The following is an 18,360-nucleotide window of genomic DNA, read 5'->3' as shown; positions in this document are numbered from 1 at the left end:
TCCGGTTCGGTGGGTTACAGCCGGGCGGCGAGGCCGCGCAGGCGCTTGCGCGCGGAGGCGGGCAGCTTGCGCGCGATCGGGACGCCGACGCTGCGCACGGCCCGCTTGAACAGGTCCTTGCGGCGCTTCGCGGCGATCTCGGCGAGCGTCGCCGGGTCGAGCAGGTCGACGCCGGTCACCGCGAGGCGGCCCGAGCCGTCCACGGTCGCCCCGCACAGCCGCACCCCGGGCTTCTCGGGGTTGGTGAGCAGCGCGGTCAGGTCGTACTCGCCGGCGGGCACGCCGCGGACCTTCCCGGGCAGGCGCAGGTGCGCGCGGTCGAGCGCGGGCACGAGGGACGCCTTGACCCGGTGCGCGCCTTCGGCGTTCGCGAGCTCGACGACGGTGTCGCGGGGCGCGGTGCGCGCCGACGTGTAGATCTCCAGCCGCAGCTCCGCCGGGTGCTCCGCCGCCAGGTGCAGCGGCTTGCCCTCCATGACCTGCGAGAGGTCGCGGGCGCCGCGGGAGACGTCGAGCGTGAGGTTCCCGTACGGGTCGGTGAAGTAGGGGATGACGCGGCGCGCGGGCGAGCCGAGCAGCGCCGGGAAGCATTTCACGTCCAGGGCGGTGTCGCGGTCGGCGCCGATGCGGGCCTTCTTGACGACGCCGAGGCCGCGCACGGGCGCCCACACGTCCCACATGCCCTTGCCGATCCGGCCGCGGCCCTTGACCGCCTCGGTCGGCAGGTAGCCGGTGCCGCGCAGGACCACGCGCTTGCGGCCGTCGGCGGCGTCCTCGAGCTCGGCGGCGAACGTCGCCGGGCACGGCCACTCGACGGCGCTCTCGCGGTTGCGCAGCGACAGCTCGGCGGCGAACCCGTCGAGCTCGCCGGTCACGTCCACCGGCTCGTCCGAGCCCAGCAGCTCCCGGGTGAGGTCGGGCGAGAGGAAGTAGCGGCCGTCCTTCTCCTGGAACTCGAACGGGACCTGCTCCTCGCCGTGCACGAGCTGCGCGCTCAGCGCGACGCGCATGCGCCCGTTCCCGGTCCACTCGGCGTCCTCCAGGCGCGCGGTCGCCTTCACCGAGGCGGAGAACCGCGCGATGCGGATGAGGCCCTCGCGGTCGTTCGAGCGCAGCAGGCTCGAGCGCATCCGCTGGATGGCCCCGAGCCCGTCGTGGACGCCCTCGGTGACGAAGTCCCGCTCCAGGGCCTGGATCTCGTCGATCATCTCGTCGCGGTAGTCGTCCTCGTAGCGCAGGATCGCCGGCTCCGAGATCCGGCCCAGCATCTCCACCCGGTAGAAGCGGCGCAGCAGCTTGTCGCGGAACTCGCCGGGCTCGGTGTTCGCCACGACCACGTCCAGGACCTCGCGGAGGTTCTTGTAGTAGCCCGAGGGCACCAGCTTCGCCGAGCCGGCGTTCTTGCCGTCGTCGCGCTTCGAGTAGTAGTAGCAGGTGTACGAGCCCAGGATCGAGACGACCTTCGCGGGGAAGTACGTCTCCATCATGTACAGCTGGTCCTCGAGGCGCCGCTTGCCCTCGGGGTAGGCGATCTTGTTCTCGCGCAGGAACGCCGTGCGGAACATCTTGTGCGGGGTGAGGCTGTCGTACAGCGGGAAGTTCGTGATGTCGACCTTGTCGCGGTCGGCCTTGAACACCCCGTGCGGCACGCCCCGGAAGTTCGAGGCGACCTTGCCGATGACGATGTCCGAGCCGTTGCGGTGGCCCATCTCGTACAGGCGGCGCAGCGCGTCCGACGCGAGGTAGTCGTCCTGGTCCAGGAACTGCACGTACTCGCCGCGCGCCTCGTCGACGCCGACGTTCCGCGGCTTGCCCGGCCATCCCGAGTTCGGGATGTGGATGGCCCTGAAGTGCGCGTGCTCGGCGGCGAGCTTGTCGAGCATCGCCGGCGTGTCGTCACTGGAGCCGTCGTTCACGAACAGCACCTCGAACTCCGACGCCGGCAGCGTCTGGCGCAGCAGCGAGTCGATGGCCGGTTCGATGTACTTGCCCGGGTTGTAGACCGGGATGATCACGCTGACCTTCACCGTCATCGGTTCGAGTCCTTCCGTTGGCATGGCATGGGTGGCTGCGGCGCCGCGCGCGGGCGCCGAGCGCTAACAGGTTGTCGGGCCCCGCAGGCAGGGCGAGGGCGCCATCCGATCCGATACGGACGGCGCCGAGCGGCAGGGGCGGCACACCGCCCGGGTCGAGGCGCGCGAACAGCCGCCCGTCCCCCGGCGCGAGGCCGGCCACGGGGCCGGGCAGCTCCAGCCGCCAGCGGCCCTCGAAGGGGCGCACGGACGCCGGCACCTCGTACCAGTCCCCCGCGCCGTCCTCGACGAGCAGTTTCGCGCCGACCGGCGCGGTCGACGGCGACGTCGCCGCGTCCAGCAGCAGCGCCCGGTCGCCGTCCCGCGCGACCGCGCGGCCCGACAGGTGGTCGCCCAGGGCGCGGGCCTTCTTGCCGACGTCGATCGTCAGCTCGCCCTTCACCGCGGTGAAGAACGGGAGCACGCCGCGCGCGGGCGCGCCCAGCACCGCCGGACGCAGATCGATGCCCGCCTCGCGGTCGGCGCCGAGCCGCAGGTCGCGGGCGAGCCCGAAGCCGGACAGTTCCAGATGCGCGTCCCACAGGCCGCGCGACAGCCGCTCCCGCGCGCCGTCGGCCTCGGTCCGGATCCCACCGGACACCTTGAACGCCACCGTGACCAGGCCCTCGGCGTCCGCGGCGAGCGTCCGCTCGAACACGGCCGGGCACGGCCAGCGCAGGCCCTCCTCGCGATGCGACACCGACAGCGCGCCGGTGTACGCCTCGAACTCGTCCGTGACATCGAGGAGGTCCGCCTCGAGCGCGAACCGGTCCGCGAGCGACCGGTCGAGGCACACGCGCCCCTCGACCCGCTCGAAGCGGATCGGCGACCCGTCGGCCCACACGAGCCGCGCGGTCGCACCGAGCTCCAAGCCGCCGTCGGCGGACCACTCGGCCCGCTCCAGGTGCGCGTCGACCCGCACCGCCCGCGCCAGCCGGTACCACTCGGCGAGCCGGTCGCGGTCCCCGCGCTCCAAGAGCACGCTCGCGACCCGCCCGAACACGCCCAGGCTGCCGCCCACGGTGGACGGCATGTGGGCGGCGACCGTCTTGCGCGCCGCCTCGAACCACGCGTCGAACCCCTGCCCCGCGTCGACCCAGTCGATCCGCCGCGACAACTGCCCGTGCACCTCGGACTCGTACACGCGCCCCAGCGCCCGGTCCCGCGCGGGACCGGCCTCCAGCTTCGACGCGAACACGTCCGTCAGCGCCGCCACATGCGCGAACCAGGACTCGACCTCGTGCAGGCCGCCCGCGCCGCGCACCGCATGGTGCCGGCTGCGCCACTGGTACACCGGGTAGTCCGCGTACACCGCGATCCGCGCCGTCGCGCAGTACGCCTCGGCGGCGAAGACCGCGTCCTCCAAGACCCGCTTGGACTCGTCGAACCGCAGCCCGCGCTCGGCCAGGAACGACCGCCGGAACAGCTTGTGGTCCGTCAGCGCCCACGCCAGATCCGAGTCCCCCAGCCCGCACCGGCCCGCCGTCCGCCGGTACACCGGGTGCGCCGCCTCAGGGAACCCCGCGACGAGCTTGGGCTGCACGATGTCCGCCTCGTGCTCGACGGCGAACTCGTACAGCCGCCGCAGCGCGTCCGGCTCCAGGAAGTCGTCGTCGTCGACGAACAGCACGAACTCGCCGCGCGCCCGCTCGAGCCCCAGGTTCCTCGGCCCCGCGTACGAACCCGCGTGCTCGGATCGGATCACCTGCAGCTGCGCGTGCCCCGCGGCGGCCTTCTCGAGCCGCTCCGGCGAATCGTCGGTCGACCCGTCGTCGACGTACAGCACCTCGACATCGCTGCCGGGCATCGTCTGGGCCAGCATCGACTTGACGTTCCGGCCGATGTCACCCCCGATGTTGCGCACGGCCACGACGACGCTGACCTTGATCGCCAAGAGCTTCAGTCCTTCGGGAGGGCGGGGAACGCCGCGTCCAGGGCCTCGCGCCAGTCGCGGATCGGGTCGATGCCCGCCGCCTGCCACCGGTCGTGCCCCAGCACGCTGTAGGCCGGGCGCGGCGCCGGGCGCTTGAACGCCTCGCTCGTGGTCGGGCGCACCCGCTCCGGGTCGGCGCCCAGCAGCTCGAAGATCCGCCGCGTCAGCCCGAACCAGGTCGTCTCGCCCGAGCTCGTGCCGTGGTACACCCCGGCGGGGGCCGTCCCGGCGAGCGCGCCCTCCCCGAGCCGCACGAGGCGGTCGGCGAGGTCCGCGGTCCAGGTCGGCTGCCCGCGCTGGTCGTCGACGACGTCGAGGGTGTCCTTGACGCCTTCGAGTCTGATCATGGTGCGCACGAAGTTGCCGCCGCCGGCGCCGTAGAGCCAGGCGGTGCGCACGACGTATCCGGTGTCGGGGAGCAGTTCGAGGACGGCTTCCTCGCCGGCGAGCTTGGTGCGGCCGTAGGCGCTGCGCGGGGCGGTGGGGGCGTCTTCGGCGTAGGGCGCGGTGGCGTCGCCGGCGAAGACGTAGTCGGTGGAGACCTGCAGGAGCACGGCCCCGGTCTCGCGGCAGGCCTCGGCGAGGCGGCGGGGGCCGTCGCCGTTGACGGCGAGGGCGGCGGCCTCCTGCTCCTCGGCGTCGTCGACGGCGGTCCAGGCGGCGCAGTTGACCACGACGGCGGGGGCGTGCTCGGCGAGGGCGGCGGCCACCGACGCGGGGTCGGTGATGTCGAGTTCCTTGCGGGACAGGACGACCGCGCGCTGCCCGGCGGCTTGGACGCGGGCCTCGACGTCTTGGGCGAGCATGCCCGCGCCGCCGGTGATCAGCCAGGTGCTCACAGGGCGGCCTTGTCCTTCAGGGGCTCCCACCACGCGCGGTTGTCGCGGTACCACTGGACGGTCTCGGCGAGGCCGGCCTTGAAGTCGGTCTTGGGCTGGTAGCCGAGCTCGGTGCTGATCTTGGTGCAGTCGACGGAGTAGCGGCGGTCGTGGCCCTTGCGGTCGGTCACGTACTCGACGGACTCGTCCCAGTCGGCGCCGCAGGCGTCGAGGAGGAGCTGCGTGAGCTCCTTGTTGGAGAGTTCGGTGCCGCCGCCGATGTTGTAGACCTCGCCGGCGCGGCCCTTGGTGCGGACGAGTTCGATGCCCTGCACGTGGTCGTCGATGTGGAGCCAGTCGCGGATGTTGCCGCCGTCGCCGTACAGCGGGACCTTCTTGCCGTCCAGCAGGTTCGTGATGAACAACGGGATGACCTTCTCGGGGAAGTGGTGGTGCCCGTAGTTGTTGGAGCAGCGGGTGACGCGCACGTCGAGCCCGTGGGTCCGGTGGTAGGAGAGGGCGATGAGGTCGGAGGAGGCCTTCGCCGCCGAGTACGGCGAGTTCGGGGCGAGCGGGTCGGTCTCGGGCCAGGAGCCCTCGTCGATCGAGCCGTAGACCTCGTCGGTGGAGACGTGCACGAACGTGTCGATCCCGGCGAGGTGGGCGGCGTGGATGAGGGTGTGGGTGCCGACCACGTTGGTGCGCACGAACTCGGCGCCGCCGTCGATGGAGCGGTCCACATGGGACTCGGCCGCGAAGTGGACGACCTGGTCGTGGTCGGCCATGAGCTGCGCGACGAGCTCGGTGTCGCAGATGTCGCCCTGGACGAACGCGAAGCCGGGGTGGGAGCGGACCTCGTCGAGGTTCGCCGGGTTGCCGGCGTAGGTGAGCTTGTCGAGGACCGTGACGGCCACGTCGGCCGGGCCGTGCTCGCCGAGGACGGTGCGCACGTAGTGGGAGCCGATGAAGCCGGCCCCGCCGGTCACGAGGATCTTCGTGGTCATGAGGAAATCTGCACCTTGCTGTAGTCGCCGATGACGAGCCGGTGGGCCGCGGGGACGCGCGGCGCCGGGGTGATCTCGACGTTCCGTCCGATGAGCGAGGCCTCGATGCGGCGGACGCCGACGATCGAGGACTCCTTGAGCAGGATCGAGTACTCCACTTCGGCGTCCTCGATCCGGCAGTCGTCCGAGATGGACGTGAAGGGCCCGACGTACGCGTCCGCGACGACGGAGCCGGCGCCGACGATCGCCGGGCCGACGATGCGGCTGCCGGTGACCTTGGCGGTCTTGTGGATCTGGACGCGGCCGATGATCTCGCTGGCCTCGTCGATCTCGCCGTCGAGGGAGGGTTCGAGGGTCTCGAGCACGGTCCGGTTGACCTCCAGCATGTCGGTGACGTTGCCGGTGTCCTTCCAGTACCCGTGGATGGTGGTCGAGCGGACGTCCTGGCCCTGCTCGATGAGCCATTGGATGGCGTGCGTGATCTCGAGCTCGCCGCGCCACGACGGCTTGATGGAGCGCACGGCCTCGTGGATGTTGGGGGTGAAGAGGTAGACGCCGACGAGGGCGAGGTCGCTCTTGGGCTCTTTGGGCTTCTCCTCGAGGCCGATCACCTTGCCGTCCGCGTCGAGTTCGGCGACGCCGAACGAGCGGGGGTCGGAGACCTGGGTGAGGAGGATCTGCGCGTCGGGCTTCTCGGCGCGGAACTGGTCGACGAGGCCGGAGATGCCGCCGACGATGAAGTTGTCGCCGAGGTACATGACGAAGTCGTCGTCGCCGAGGAAGTCCTTGGCGATGAGGACGGCGTGGGCGAGGCCGAGCGGCGCGTCCTGGGGGATGTAGGTCACCTTGATGCCGAGCTCGGACCCGTCGCCGACGGCTTCGCGGATCTCCGCGGCGGTGTCGCCGACGATGATGCCGACCTCGGTGATCCCGGCCTCGGCGATCGCCTCGAGGCCGTAGAACAGGACCGGCTTGTTCGCGACCGGTACGAGCTGCTTGGCCGAGGTGTGGGTGATCGGCCTGAGGCGGGTGCCCGCGCCGCCGGAGAGTACAAGAGCCTTCATGTCGCCCACCCTAACAGTTCACGCCCAGGCCACCGCTCGTTCCCTCTCTCGTTCGAGCGATATTCACATCCCGTGGATTCCGCAGGTCACCGGTGCCGTGGAGGGTCTTCGGAGGGTCTCCTTAGGGGGTCCGCGGCGGGGTTCGCCGGGGACTGCGGGCGGGGCGGGGCGGCTAGCGGAAGCGGCGGTTGGCCTCGGTGAGGTCCTCGGCGAAGTCGATCTCGATGACGTCGTGGGCGGAGATGTCGATGGCCTCGAAGTGGACGCCGTCGTGCTCGATGGCCAGTTCGATGCCGCGTTCGAAGTAGTCCTGGTCGCCGACCTCGGCGAGCCGCTTGGCGAGGATCGCCCGGTCGCCGGAGGAGACGTAGTTGACGCCGACGGCCTCCCCGAGCGCGCCGTCGCGGACCTCTTTGGACAGGCGGCGGATGTACCCGTCGGGGCCGAGCGTGTACTTGATCTCCTCTTCGGCGACGGAGGCGGTGTTCACCGAGATGAAGGAGCGGTCCATGGCGATGTGCGGCAGGAGCGCGTCGAGGACCCGCGGGTCGAAGACGACGTCGCCGTTGAGCCACAGCACCCCGCCCGGGCCGAGGATGGTGAGGGCCTTGAGGAGGCTCTTCGCGGTGTTGGTGTCCCCGTACGCCTGGTTGTAGATGAAGCCGACGTCGGGCACCTCCTCCATGATGACCTCTTTCTTGAAGCCGACCACGAGGTGAATGGAGTGGCGGGAGAAGCGGGAGGTGAGCAGCCGCAGCGACCGGCCGAGGATGGTCTCCCCGGAGGCGAGCGGCGTCAGGGGCTTGGGGTGCGGCTTCCCGAGGCGGGAGCCGACGCCGGCCGCCAGGATCACGATGTTCGTCGACACGGCGCTCTCATCCGTTTCAGTCACTCTGGCCTCAAACAGCACGAATGGCCCTCACGCTACCAGTGCGGGAGCGGGAGCCGTTCAGCCCACTGTACGGCTCCGCCGTGACTCGGCCGCCCGCCGCAGGAGCGTCTCGTGACGTCCGACCACCGCGTCGGGCTCGTATTCGCGGGCCTTGGCGCGCCCGCCCTCGCCGAGCGCGGCGCGCAGGTCGGGGTCGCCCATGAGCCGGTCGAGCCCGGCGGCGATCGCCGCGGGGTCTTCGGGGGCGACGAGCAGGCCGTTCTTGCCGTCTTCGACGATCTCCAAGGGGCCGTGCGGGACGGCCGTGCACAGCACGGGCAGCCCGGCGGCCATGGCTTCGACGATGACGAGCCCGAACGGCTCGAACCGGGAGGGCACGACGGCGATCGACGCGCCGGCGCGGGCGGCGTCGAGCGGCGCGACCCCGCCTTTCAGCACGATCCGGCCCTGCATGCCGAGTTCCTTGACGCGCGCTTCGAGGCGTTTGCGCTCGCTGCCGCGCCCGTAGAGGTGCAGGGACCATTCGGGTCGGGCCGCGGCGAGGGACGCGAAGGCGTCCACGAGCAGGTCGAAGCCCTTCATGCGGGTGAGGCGGCCGACGGCCATGACGACGGGGCCGCGCTCGGCGGCGGAGGGCGGCGCGGCGGGGATCGAGTTGGGGACGTGCGCGACGATGCCGGCGCGGGCGGGCGCGGCCTCGCGGTAGGCGGCGGCGTCGGCCTCGGTGATGGTGGCGACGGCGTCGAAGCGGCGGCAGTCGCGCAGGATGCGCCGGCGGACGCGGGGCCGGTAATGGTCGAGGAAGAGGTGCTCCTGGGCGACGACGGGCATGCCGCGGCGGGCGTAGCGGGCGAGGTAGGAGTTGAGGTTGGCCTGGGTGCCGATGAGGACGTCCGTGTCGGCGGCCCGCACGTACCGCTTCACGCGGCGGTCGAGGAGCATCGAGACGTCGTCCATGTTGACGGCGCGCTGCCAGTGCAGGAACGACGGGAGCCGGCGGCGGATCCGGTCGGCGCGGGACAGGGTCTCGCCGCCGTGTTCGGGCTTGCGGATGTCCCAGAGGGATTCGACGCGGATGCGCGGGTCGGTGTCGAAGTCGGGCCGGTCCTTGTGGCGGGTGCAGGAGACGATGGTGACGTCGTGGCCGCGCTCGACGAGGGCGTGCGCGGTGTTCAACGTGGTCTTGATCGTGCCGCCGAGGCCCCAGGCGTTGCGGAGGAGAAAGGTGATGCGCACTCACCAAGCCTAGGGCGGCTCGGCAAGGCGCGCTCGGTTCCTCAGTCTTCCTGTGGCGCACCCGTTTGCTTCGCGGCCTTCTTGGCGGCGGCCTTCTTCACCGTCTGCTTCGCCGCGGTCTTCTTCGCGGCGGCCTTCTTCACCGTCTTCTTCGCCGCGGTCTTCTTCACCGTCTTCTTCGCCGCGGTCTTCTTCGCGGTCGTCTTCTTCGCGGCTTTCTTGGCGGTCTTCTTCGCGGGCACGGCCCCGGAGGCGACCTTCTCGCGGCGTTCGGCGAGGAGCTCGGCGGCGCGGTCGATGGTGAGGTCCTCGATCGAGTCGGTCTTGCGGATCGACGCGTTCGTCTCGCCGTCGGTCACGTACGGGCCGAACCGGCCGTCCTTGAGCGTGACCTCCTTGCCGGTGACCGGGTCGGGGCCGAGCTCTTTGAGGAGGGTCTGGGCGCGCTGCTGGCGTCCGCGCGTCTTGGGCTGCGCGAGCAGCTTCTCCGCTTCGTCGAGGGTGAGGGTGAACAGCTGCTCCTCGTTCTCGAGGGACCGGAAGTCGCGGTTCTTCTTCACGTACGGGCCGTGCGGGCCCAGGCCGGTGCGGATCTCCTCGCCGTCGGCGGCCGTGCCGACCAGGCGCGGCAGCGTCAGGAGCTTGACGGCGTCGGCGAGGGTGATCTCGGAGAGCTTCTGGCCGGTCAGCAGGGACGAGGACTTCTCGCCGCTGGTGACGTACGGCCCGTACCGGCCGGTCTTGGCGAGCACCGGCTCCCCGGTCTCGGGGTGGGTGCCGAGTTCGCCTTCGTTCTCGGCGAGTTCGAACAGCTCCTGGCCCCGCTCCGGGGTGAGCTCGTCGGGCGCGAGGTGCTCGGGGATCGAGGGCCGCTTGCCCGGCTCGGCCCCGTCCTCCTGCCCGGGCGTGGTGCGCTCGAGGTAGGGCCCGTACCGGCCGACGCGGGCGACGACGTGGCGTCCCTTGTCGTCGGTGTACAGCGGGATCGAGTTGACCTCGCGGGCGTCGATCTTCGCGAGTTCCTCTTCGATCATGTGCCGCAGCCCGCCGGAGGCGGCGACGGTGCCTTCCTTGTCCTGCCCGCCGAAGTAGAACTTGCGCAGGAACTCCTCGCGGGACTCCTGGCCGGCGGCGACCTCGTCGAGCTCGTTCTCCATGCCCGCGGTGAAGTCGTAGTCGACCAGGCGCGGGAAGTGCCGCTCCATGAGCCCGATGACGGCGAACGCGCGGAAGGCGGGCACGAGCGCCTGGCCCTTCTTGAACACGTATTCGCGGTCCTGGATGGTCTGCATGATCGACGCGTACGTGGAGGGCCGGCCGATGCCGCGCTCTTCGAGGGCTTTGACGAGGCTGGCCTCGGTGTAGCGGGCGGGCGGCTGCGTGGTGTGCCCGGCGGCTTCGAGGCCGCGCTCGGCGAGGTGCTGCCGCTCGGTGAGCTCGGGCAGGCGCTTCTCGGCGTCGTCGGCGTCGCCGTCGTCGATGGACTCGACGTAGGCGAGGAGGAAACCGGGGTTGGTGATGGTCTTGCCGGAGGCGCCGAAGTCGGCCTCTTCCCCGTCGGCGGTGGTGGCGCGGGCGCGCACCGAGGTCGAGTTCCCGGTGGCGTCGACCATCTGGGAGGCGAGCGTGCGCCGCCAGATGAGATCGTACAGCCGGAACTCTTCGGCCGAGAGCTGGCTCTTCAACTGGTTGGGGGTCTTGAACCGGTCCCCGGAGGGCCGGATGGCCTCGTGGGCCTCCTGCGCGTTCTTCACCTTTCGCGCGTACCGGCGCGGCTCCGAGGGCACGTACTGGGCGCCGTAGAGTTCGGCGGCCTGGGCGCGGGCGGCGTTGATCGCGGTGTTCGACAGGTTCGTCGAGTCGGTCCGCATATAGGTGATGTGGCCGTTCTCGTAGAGCCGCTGGGCGACCCGCATGACCTGCGCGCTGGAGAGGCGGAGCTTGCGCCCGGCCTCCTGCTGCAGCGTCGAGGTGATGAACGGCGCGTACGGCTTGCGCCGGTACGGCTTCTTCTCGACTTTGAGGACGGTGAAGTCGCGGCCTTCGAGGCGGTGCGCGAGCCCGCGGGCGCCGGCCTCGTCGAGGTGGACGACGTTGCCCTTCACCTGCCCGGTGGCGGCGTCGAAGTCCTTGCCGGTGGCGACCCGGTCCCCGTCGACGGCGATGAGCGTGGCCTTGAACACCTGGTCGTCGTCGGTCGCCAGATTGGCGGAGACGTCCCAGTAGTCGGCGGCGCGGAACGCCATGCGCGCCCGCTCCCGCTCGACGACGAGCCGCGTCGCGACCGACTGCACGCGCCCGGCCGACAGGCGCGGCATGACCTTCTTCCACAGGACCGGGGAGACCTCGTACCCGTAGAGGCGGTCGAGGATGCGCCGCCCCTCCTGGGCGTCGACGAGGTCCTGGTTGAGCTCGCGCGGGTTCGCGGCGGCCTCGGCGATGGCCTGCGGCGTGATCTCGTGGAACACCATCCGCTTGACCGGGACCTTCGGCTTCAGGGTCTCGAGCAGGTGCCAGGCGATGGCCTCCCCCTCGCGGTCCTCATCGGTGGCGAGGAAGAGCTCGTCGACCTCCGCGAGGTAGCCCTTGAGCTTCTTCACATGCGCGGACCGGTCCGGGTTCACGATGTACAGCGGCGCGAAGTCGTTGTCGACGTCCACGCCGAGGCGCGACCAGGCCTTGTCCTTGAATTTGGCCGGGATCTCCTTCGCGCTGCGCGGAAGGTCCCTGATGTGCCCGAGCGAGGAGTCGACGATGTAGCCGGGGCCGAGATAGGAGGCGATCGTCTTGGCCTTCGCCGGGGACTCCACGATGACCAGGCGCTTGATGTCCGCCACTGCTCCCACCGTTCACTCGGAAAATGCACTCGATTCGTTACGGTAGCTCACGCTTCCGCATTGCGTCCCCTGAGTATGGGTGTGCCCCGGTCCGATCGACCGGGGCACACGCGGACGTGATCCCAGATTCAGCGAAGTTCCGGGCTGGGCGCGCGCTCAGCCGCTAGCCGACGTTGACCGACTCACGCTGCTCCGGGGCGTGGGCTTCCCCCGCCTCCACCACCGCGGAACGCCGCTTGGAGACGAGGATCGCCGCGACGAGGGCGGCGAGCGCGACACCGGCGATGATCCACCGGACCGGGCTGTCGGCCTGGTCGCCGACGCCTTCGACCGTGTACACGACGACGGCCGGGGCGATGATGAGGCTCACCAGGTTCATGACCTTCAGGAGCGGGTTGATCGCGGGCCCGGCGGTGTCCTTGAACGGGTCGCCGACGGTGTCGCCGATGACCGCCGCGGCGTGGGCCTCGGAGCCCTTGCCGCCGTGGTTGCCGTCCTCGACGTCCTTCTTCGCGTTGTCCCACGCCCCGCCCGAGTTCGCGAGCATGACGGCCATGAGCACGCCGCACGCGATCGCGCCCGCGAGGTACGCCGCGAGCGGGCCGACGCCGAGGCCGAAGCCGACCGCGATGGGCGCGGTGATGGCGAGGAGCCCGGGCGTGACGAGTTCGCGCTGGGCGTCGCGGGTGCAGATGTCGACGACGCGGCCGTACTCGGGCCGCTGCGTGCCCTCCATGATCCCGGGGAAGCGAGCGAACTGGTCGCGGACCTCGGTGACGACGGCGCCGGCGGAGCGGGCGACGGCGTTGACGGCGAGGCCGGAGAACAGGAACACGACGCTCGCGCCGATGATGAACCCGACGATGTTGACCGGGTCGGCGATGTTCAACGTCTCGAAGAGCGCGCCGCCGGCGAGGCCCTCGGAGACCACCGCGTCGGTGTAGGAGCCGAACAAGGCGGTCGCGGCCAGGACCGCGGTCGCGATCGCGATGCCCTTGGTGATCGCCTTGGTGGTGTTGCCGACCGCGTCCAGGTCGGTGAGGGTGCGCGCCGCGTCGCCTTCGACGTCGCCGGACATCTCGGCCACGCCTTGCGCGTTGTCGCTGATGGGCCCGAACGTGTCCATGGCGACGATGACGCCGACGGTGGTGAGCAGGCCGCAGCCGGCGAGCGCGACCGCGAACAGGCTCACGAGGAACACGCCGCCGCCGAGCAGGTACGCGCCGAGGACCGCGACCGCGATCGTCAGCGCCGTGTACACGGCCGACTCCAGACCGAGCGAGAAGCCCGACAGGATGTTCGTGGCCGCGCCGGTGCGGGTCGAGGCCGAGACGGTCTTCGTCGGCTTGTACCGCGTGTCGGTGTAGTAGCCGGTGAGCGCCAGGATCGCCGCCGCCAGCGCGATGCCGATGACGACCGCGACGACCGCGAGGACCTGCGGGTTCACGGGGATGCTCGCGATGTCCTCGGCGGCGATCTTCCCGCCGAGCTCCGACCAGGACGAGGGCACGTACCAGAACACGGCGACCGCGGTCAGGGCCGCGGCGACGACCGCGGAGATGTAGAACGCGCGGTTGATCGCGGTCAGGCCCGACGCGTCCGAGGCGCGCATGCGGGTGATGATGACGCCGAGGATCGCGCACACGATGCCGACCGAGGCGACCAGCAGCGGCAGGACCAGGCCGGTCTCACCGAACGCCGCGCGGCCCAGGATGAGGCTCGCGACCAGGACCACCGCGTACGACTCGAACAGGTCCGCGGCCATGCCGGCGCAGTCGCCGACGTTGTCGCCCACGTTGTCCGCGATCGTCGCCGGGTTGCGCGGGTCGTCCTCGGGGATGCCCTGCTCGACCTTGCCGACGAGGTCCGCGCCGACGTCGGCGGCCTTGGTGAAGATGCCGCCGCCGACGCGCATGAACATCGCCAGGAGCGCCGCGCCGAAACCGAAGCCCTCCAAGACGACGGGCGCGTCGCCCTTGTACAGGAACACGACGACCGCCGCGCCCAGCAGGCCCAGGCCGACGGTGAGGAACCCGACCACGCCGCCGGTGCGGAAGGCCAGGTGCATCGCGGCGGTGGGCTTGCCGTCGCGGGCCGCGGCGGCGACGCGCACGTTCGCGCGCGTGGCCATGTTCATGCCGGCCCAGCCGATGAACGAGCTGAACAGCGCGCCCACGATGAAGAAGGCGCTGCGCCCGATCCGGACGTCCGTGCCCCCCTCGGCCGGGAGCAGGAACAGCAGGACCACCGCGATGACGACGAAGACGCCGAGCGCTTTGAACTGGCGGTTGAGATAAGCCGAGGCGCCCTCCTGGACGGCCCCCGAGATCTCCCGCATCTTGTCGGTGCCGGTGCCGGCCGCCAGGATGCTCTTCACGAGCGCGGCGGCGCCGCCCAGGGCGACCAGCGCGAGCGCGGCGGCGACCACGACGAGGCTCAGGTTCGAGCCCGCGAGTTCGCTTACGCCCTCGTCGCCGTTGGCGAGCAACGTATGCATGTAGTTCCTCCATATGCAAGACAGGTCCATGGCCCGGAGCCATGCGTCCCGCGGGGCACCGCGGGACCGGTATCGCAGTCACGTAGGGGGCCGCGGGACGGGTAGGACGGCGCGGCCGGGAGCCGGGCCTGCGGCCCGGCAGACTTAACGTGCGGAGTGTAACGATGTGAGCGCTTTAGCAGTGGGGACGGTCACGCGCGCCCGCGGGCGTGTCCAATCCCTCAGTGATCGGCGCCGGAACCCGATCCCGGCAGCGGCCACGACATGCTGACCGTCGTGCTCCCGTCCGCCCCCGGACCGGTCACGACCAGGTCTTCGACCAGTCCGCCCAGCACGATCAGGGTGATCTCCTCCGAGAGGGTGTCCTCTTCGATCGCATCGTGATCGTTCGCTCGCGCATCGCCGCCGCCCACCCCCGCGGGGACCCGCCCGTCCGAGCGCGCGCGCAGATCCTGCGCGTTATCCGTGATTTTCGCAACAAAACGATCACCGATCGCGAACTCTACGCGCACGAGATCCTCGATCCCCCGGTCCCGATGACGCAGCACCGCGCGCGTGCACGCCTCGCCCACCGCCTGCCGCACCTCGTCCAGCAGCCCCGTCGCCACCCCCGCATGCGCCGCCACGTCGGCCGCCACCAACCGCGCCGCCCGCACATACGCGGCCGCGGGCGTGAACGCGAACCGGACCGTCACCGCCTCGGCCCGTCCCGAGCGGTCGTGCCTCGAGCCGTTCACTCCCCGGGCACCGCTTCCCGGACATCGAGCACCTTGTCGAGACCGGTCAAGTCCAACAGCTTCCGGATCCGCGGATTCGCGACCACCACCACGAGACTCCCGCCCGAATCCGACAGCCGCCGCCGCGCCCCGATGAGCACGCCCAGACCCGTCGAATCACAGAACTCCGTCGGCGTCAGGTCGATCGCGACCCGCATCCGACCCTCCGAAGCCAGCTGCCGCACGGCCTCCCGCAACTGCGGCGCCGTGTACATGTCGATCTCCCCGGTCACGCTGATGACCGCGTAATCGCCGACCTCGGAGAGGCTCAACCCCAGCTCGGGCTCGGCCGCGCCATCACCTGATGTTCCCCTCACGCCGTCGCTCCCCTCTCTCGGCGAAACCCGCGGCCCGCAGCCGCGGCGGCGCGCGCGGGCGGGCCTCGGGCGGGCCCGGTCCCCGCTCGGGCCGGTGATCACTGTGTCTTGGCCCATAAGCGTACTGCGTTCCCAGTGGAGTGGAGCCGGGAGCGTATGACCGAATTGCGGACGCCCGCCCCCGCCGCCGCACCACCCTGTCGGTGGGCTGCGGCATCATTGGACGGTGTCCGTCGACCAGCTGATCGCCGCCCTCGAAGCCGACGAGGGCGGCCTGCGCCACCTGCGCCGCCTCCCGCCGCGCCGACCCGTGCGCACCGACTGGCCCGCATGGGTCCCCGACACCGTCCGCACCGCCCTCGGCGACACCGGCATCACCCGCCTCTGGCCCCACCAGGCCGAAGCCGCCACCCACGCCCACGAAGGCCGCGACGTCATCGTCGCCACCGGCACCGCCTCCGGCAAAAGCCTCGCCTACCTCCTCCCCCTCCTCACCGAAGCCGCCGCCGGCGGCGAAGGCCGCACCATCTACCTCGCCCCCACCAAAGCCCTCGCCGCCGACCAGGCCCGAGCCGTCGGCGAATTCGACCTCCCCGGCCTCATCCCCGCCATCGTCGACGGCGACACCCCCTTCGAACACCGCCAATGGGCCCAGCGCTTCGCCAACCTCGTCCTCTCCAACCCCGACCTCCTCCACCACTCCCTCCTCCCCCGCCACCGCATGTGGCGCTCCCTCCTCAAGAACCTCAAATACGTCGTCATCGACGAATGCCACGTCTACCGCGGCGTCTTCGGCGCCCACGTCGCCCTCACCCTCCGCCGCCTCCTCCGCCTCGCCGAGCACTACGGCGCCCGCCCCACCGTCATCGCCGCCAGCGCCACCGCCGCCGACCCCGCCGCCTCCCTCACCGTCCTCACCGGCCGCCCCGCCGTCGCCGTCACCCGCGACTACTCCCCCCACCCCGGCGCCACCGTCGCCCTCTGGGAACCGGTCACCTACGAGATCGAAGGCGAACCCCAGCAGGCCTCCACCCTCAGCGAAACCGCCCGCATGCTCGCCCAGCTCACCCGCCGCGGCATCCGCACCCTCGCCTTCGTCCCCTCCCGCCGCGGCGCCGAGATCGTCGCCGCAGAAGCCAAATCCCGCCTCGGCGCCGACCCCGCCGCCGACCGCATCGCCGCCTACCGCGCCGGCTACCTCCGCGAACACCGCCGCGACCTCGAATCCGACCTCCGCGAAGGCCGCCTCCTCGGCGTCGCCACCACCAACGCCCTCGAACTCGGCATCGACGTCACCGGCCTCGACGCCGTCCTCCTCTGCGGCTACCCCGGCCGGCTCGCGAGCTTCTGGCAGCAGATCGGCCGCGCGGGCCGGGGCGACACCGAGGCGCTGGCGGTGATGCTCGCGAAGGACGACCCGCTCGACACGTACCTGGTGCACCATCCGGAGGCGATCTTCGACCGGCCGGTGGAGGCGAGCGTGTGCGACCCGTCGAACCCGTACGTCCTGGCCGGGCACCTGTGCCTGGCGGCGGAGGAGCTGCCGCTGCGGGACGCGGACCTTGATGCGATCCCGGGCAGCCGGGAGGTGGCGGAGCGGCTGTGCGAGCAGAAGCTGCTGCGGCGCCGGCCGGGCGGCCGGTACTACTGGATCGGGTCGGAGCGTCCCGAGGTCACCTTGCGCGGTTCGGGTCCCATGGGCGTCGACATCGCGGAGACGAAGACGGGCCGGCTGATCGGCACGATCGACACGGCGGCGTCGCACCGGCTGGTGCACAAGGGGGCGCTGTACCTGCATCAGGGCGAGTCGTACATCGTCGACGACCTCGACCTCGAGGACGGCCTGGCGCTGGTCCACGCGGCGAAGCCGCCGTGGATGACGAGCGCGCAGGAGATCACGCACCTGGAGGTGCTGTCGGAGCGCGAGCGCCTGGAGATGGGCGACGTGACCCTGTGCCTGGGCGAGGTCGAGGTGACGTCGAACGTGATCTCGTACCAGCGCCGCAGGCTGCCTTCGGGCGAGGTGATCGACACGCAGCCGCTGGACCTGCCGCCGCAGACGCTGCGCACGGTCGCGGTGTGGTGGACGGTGGAACCTGAAGCGCTGGAAGGGGTCCCGGATCTGGCGGGGTCGCTTCACGCGGCCGAGCACGCCTCGATCGGCCTGCTGCCGCTGGTGGCCACGTGCGACCGGTGGGACATCGGCGGGCTGTCGACGCCCGCGCACATGGACACGGAGCTGCCGACGGTGTTCGTCTACGACGGTCACCCGGGCGGCGCGGGCTTCGCGGAGCAGGCGTTCCGCAAGTGGACGGACTGGCTGCGGGCCACGCAGGAGGCGATCGCGAGCTGCGACTGCCGTTTCGGCTGCCCGAGCTGCATCCAGAGTCCCAAGTGCGGCAACGGCAACGAGCCGCTGCACAAGAAGGGCGCGGTCGCGATCCTCGGCCTGCTGCTGAAGGCGGGGGAAGGCCCGGTCAAGTCCACGGTCTTCAGGGACAAGCCCGAACCCGAACCCGAGCCCGCAGAGGCGGACGACGACCTGTGGCCGGGAGACTTCTAAGCGCCCCAGCGCCTCCCGAAGGTTATCCACAGGCGAGCAACTCTTTGTTGTCGCTCCGCTACCACCCGTGACACGCTTGGGGAATGCGCCGTACAACCGCCACCACCAGCCACGCAACCGCAAAGCCCCGCAAGGTCGCGGCGCGCGGTGCATCACGCCCGCAGGAAGTTATCCACAGCCGGAAACTTTCTGTTGCCGCACAACTGCGGAGCGTGTCAGCCTTGAGACAAAAAACCATCAGGCCCGGCGGGATGGCGGCGAGACAAGGGGATTCGCGAACGTCGCCATACCGAGACCGCGCGCGGGAAGCCACCCGCGCGCGGTTCCCGCACCGGCCGGCCTCCACGTGGA

12 protein-coding genes are annotated in these 18,360 nt (G+C 71.1%); 1 reads left to right on the top strand and 11 read right to left on the bottom strand.

Annotated features, from left to right (window positions below; translation table 11 throughout):
• Positions 1-14: 14 nt before the first annotated feature.
• The 11 genes from AB0K52_RS16995 to AB0K52_RS16945 all read right to left on the bottom strand — a co-directional run bounded on the left by AB0K52_RS16995 (position 15) and on the right by AB0K52_RS16945 (position 15,401).
• Entirely contained in the window at positions 15-2,015 is a 2,001-nt protein-coding gene (locus AB0K52_RS16995) for a glycosyltransferase family 2 protein (RefSeq protein ID WP_363533005.1), read from the bottom strand.
• On the bottom strand, positions 1,897-3,966 hold the full coding sequence (locus tag AB0K52_RS16990; RefSeq protein WP_363532754.1) for a glycosyltransferase family A protein: 2,070 nt from the start codon (positions 3,964-3,966) through the stop codon (positions 1,897-1,899). The genes AB0K52_RS16995 and AB0K52_RS16990 overlap by 119 nt, the downstream gene beginning before the upstream one ends.
• Before the next feature lie 5 nt (positions 3,967-3,971).
• Entirely contained in the window at positions 3,972-4,844 is an 873-nt protein-coding gene (gene rfbD / locus AB0K52_RS16985; protein ID WP_363532751.1) for a dTDP-4-dehydrorhamnose reductase, read from the bottom strand.
• Complete coding sequence (gene rfbB / locus AB0K52_RS16980) at positions 4,841-5,827, bottom strand: dTDP-glucose 4,6-dehydratase (RefSeq protein WP_363532749.1); 987 nt, start codon at positions 5,825-5,827, stop codon at positions 4,841-4,843. Before rfbB ends, rfbD begins: the two co-directional genes overlap by 4 nt.
• A complete protein-coding gene (locus AB0K52_RS16975; protein WP_208496963.1) occupies positions 5,824-6,891 on the bottom strand; it encodes a glucose-1-phosphate thymidylyltransferase in 1,068 nt (355 codons plus the stop codon). The genes rfbB and AB0K52_RS16975 overlap by 4 nt, the downstream gene beginning before the upstream one ends.
• Positions 6,892-7,063: 172 nt before the next feature.
• On the bottom strand, positions 7,064-7,759 hold the full coding sequence (locus AB0K52_RS16970; RefSeq protein ID WP_208496962.1) for a phosphocholine cytidylyltransferase family protein: 696 nt from the start codon (positions 7,757-7,759) through the stop codon (positions 7,064-7,066).
• Between the two features lie 81 nt (positions 7,760-7,840).
• Entirely contained in the window at positions 7,841-9,019 is a 1,179-nt protein-coding gene (locus AB0K52_RS16965) for a glycosyltransferase (protein WP_363532744.1), read from the bottom strand.
• Between the two features lie 41 nt (positions 9,020-9,060).
• Positions 9,061-11,856: a type I DNA topoisomerase gene (gene topA, locus AB0K52_RS16960; protein WP_363532741.1), complete on the bottom strand. Its 2,796-nt coding sequence runs from the start codon at positions 11,854-11,856 to the stop codon at positions 9,061-9,063.
• 163 nt (positions 11,857-12,019) lie between these two features.
• The gene (locus AB0K52_RS16955) at positions 12,020-14,353 is read right to left on the bottom strand and encodes a sodium-translocating pyrophosphatase (protein ID WP_363532738.1); all 2,334 of its coding nucleotides are present in this window, start codon (positions 14,351-14,353) and stop codon (positions 12,020-12,022) included.
• 221 nt (positions 14,354-14,574) lie between these two features.
• Complete coding sequence (locus AB0K52_RS16950) at positions 14,575-15,048, bottom strand: ATP-binding protein (RefSeq protein ID WP_363532735.1); 474 nt, start codon at positions 15,046-15,048, stop codon at positions 14,575-14,577.
• Positions 15,049-15,086: 38 nt separating this feature from the next.
• Positions 15,087-15,401 (bottom strand): STAS domain-containing protein, encoded by a 315-nt coding sequence (locus AB0K52_RS16945; RefSeq protein ID WP_363532732.1) that lies wholly within the window; start codon positions 15,399-15,401, stop codon positions 15,087-15,089.
• A 271-nt stretch (positions 15,402-15,672) separates the two neighbouring features.
• On the opposite strand from AB0K52_RS16945, the gene AB0K52_RS16940 reads away from it, so the two are divergent.
• The gene (locus AB0K52_RS16940; RefSeq protein ID WP_363532729.1) at positions 15,673-18,009 is read left to right on the top strand and encodes a DEAD/DEAH box helicase; all 2,337 of its coding nucleotides are present in this window, start codon (positions 15,673-15,675) and stop codon (positions 18,007-18,009) included.
• Positions 18,010-18,360 lie beyond the last annotated feature (351 nt).

It is taken from the genome of Glycomyces sp. NPDC049804 (assembly GCF_040674615.1).
Taxonomy (GTDB): domain Bacteria; phylum Actinomycetota; class Actinomycetes; order Mycobacteriales; family Micromonosporaceae; genus Glycomyces; species Glycomyces niveus.
The sequence above is the reverse complement of the archived record's forward strand: the minus strand, read 5'-3'. Positions and strand labels throughout refer to the sequence as shown.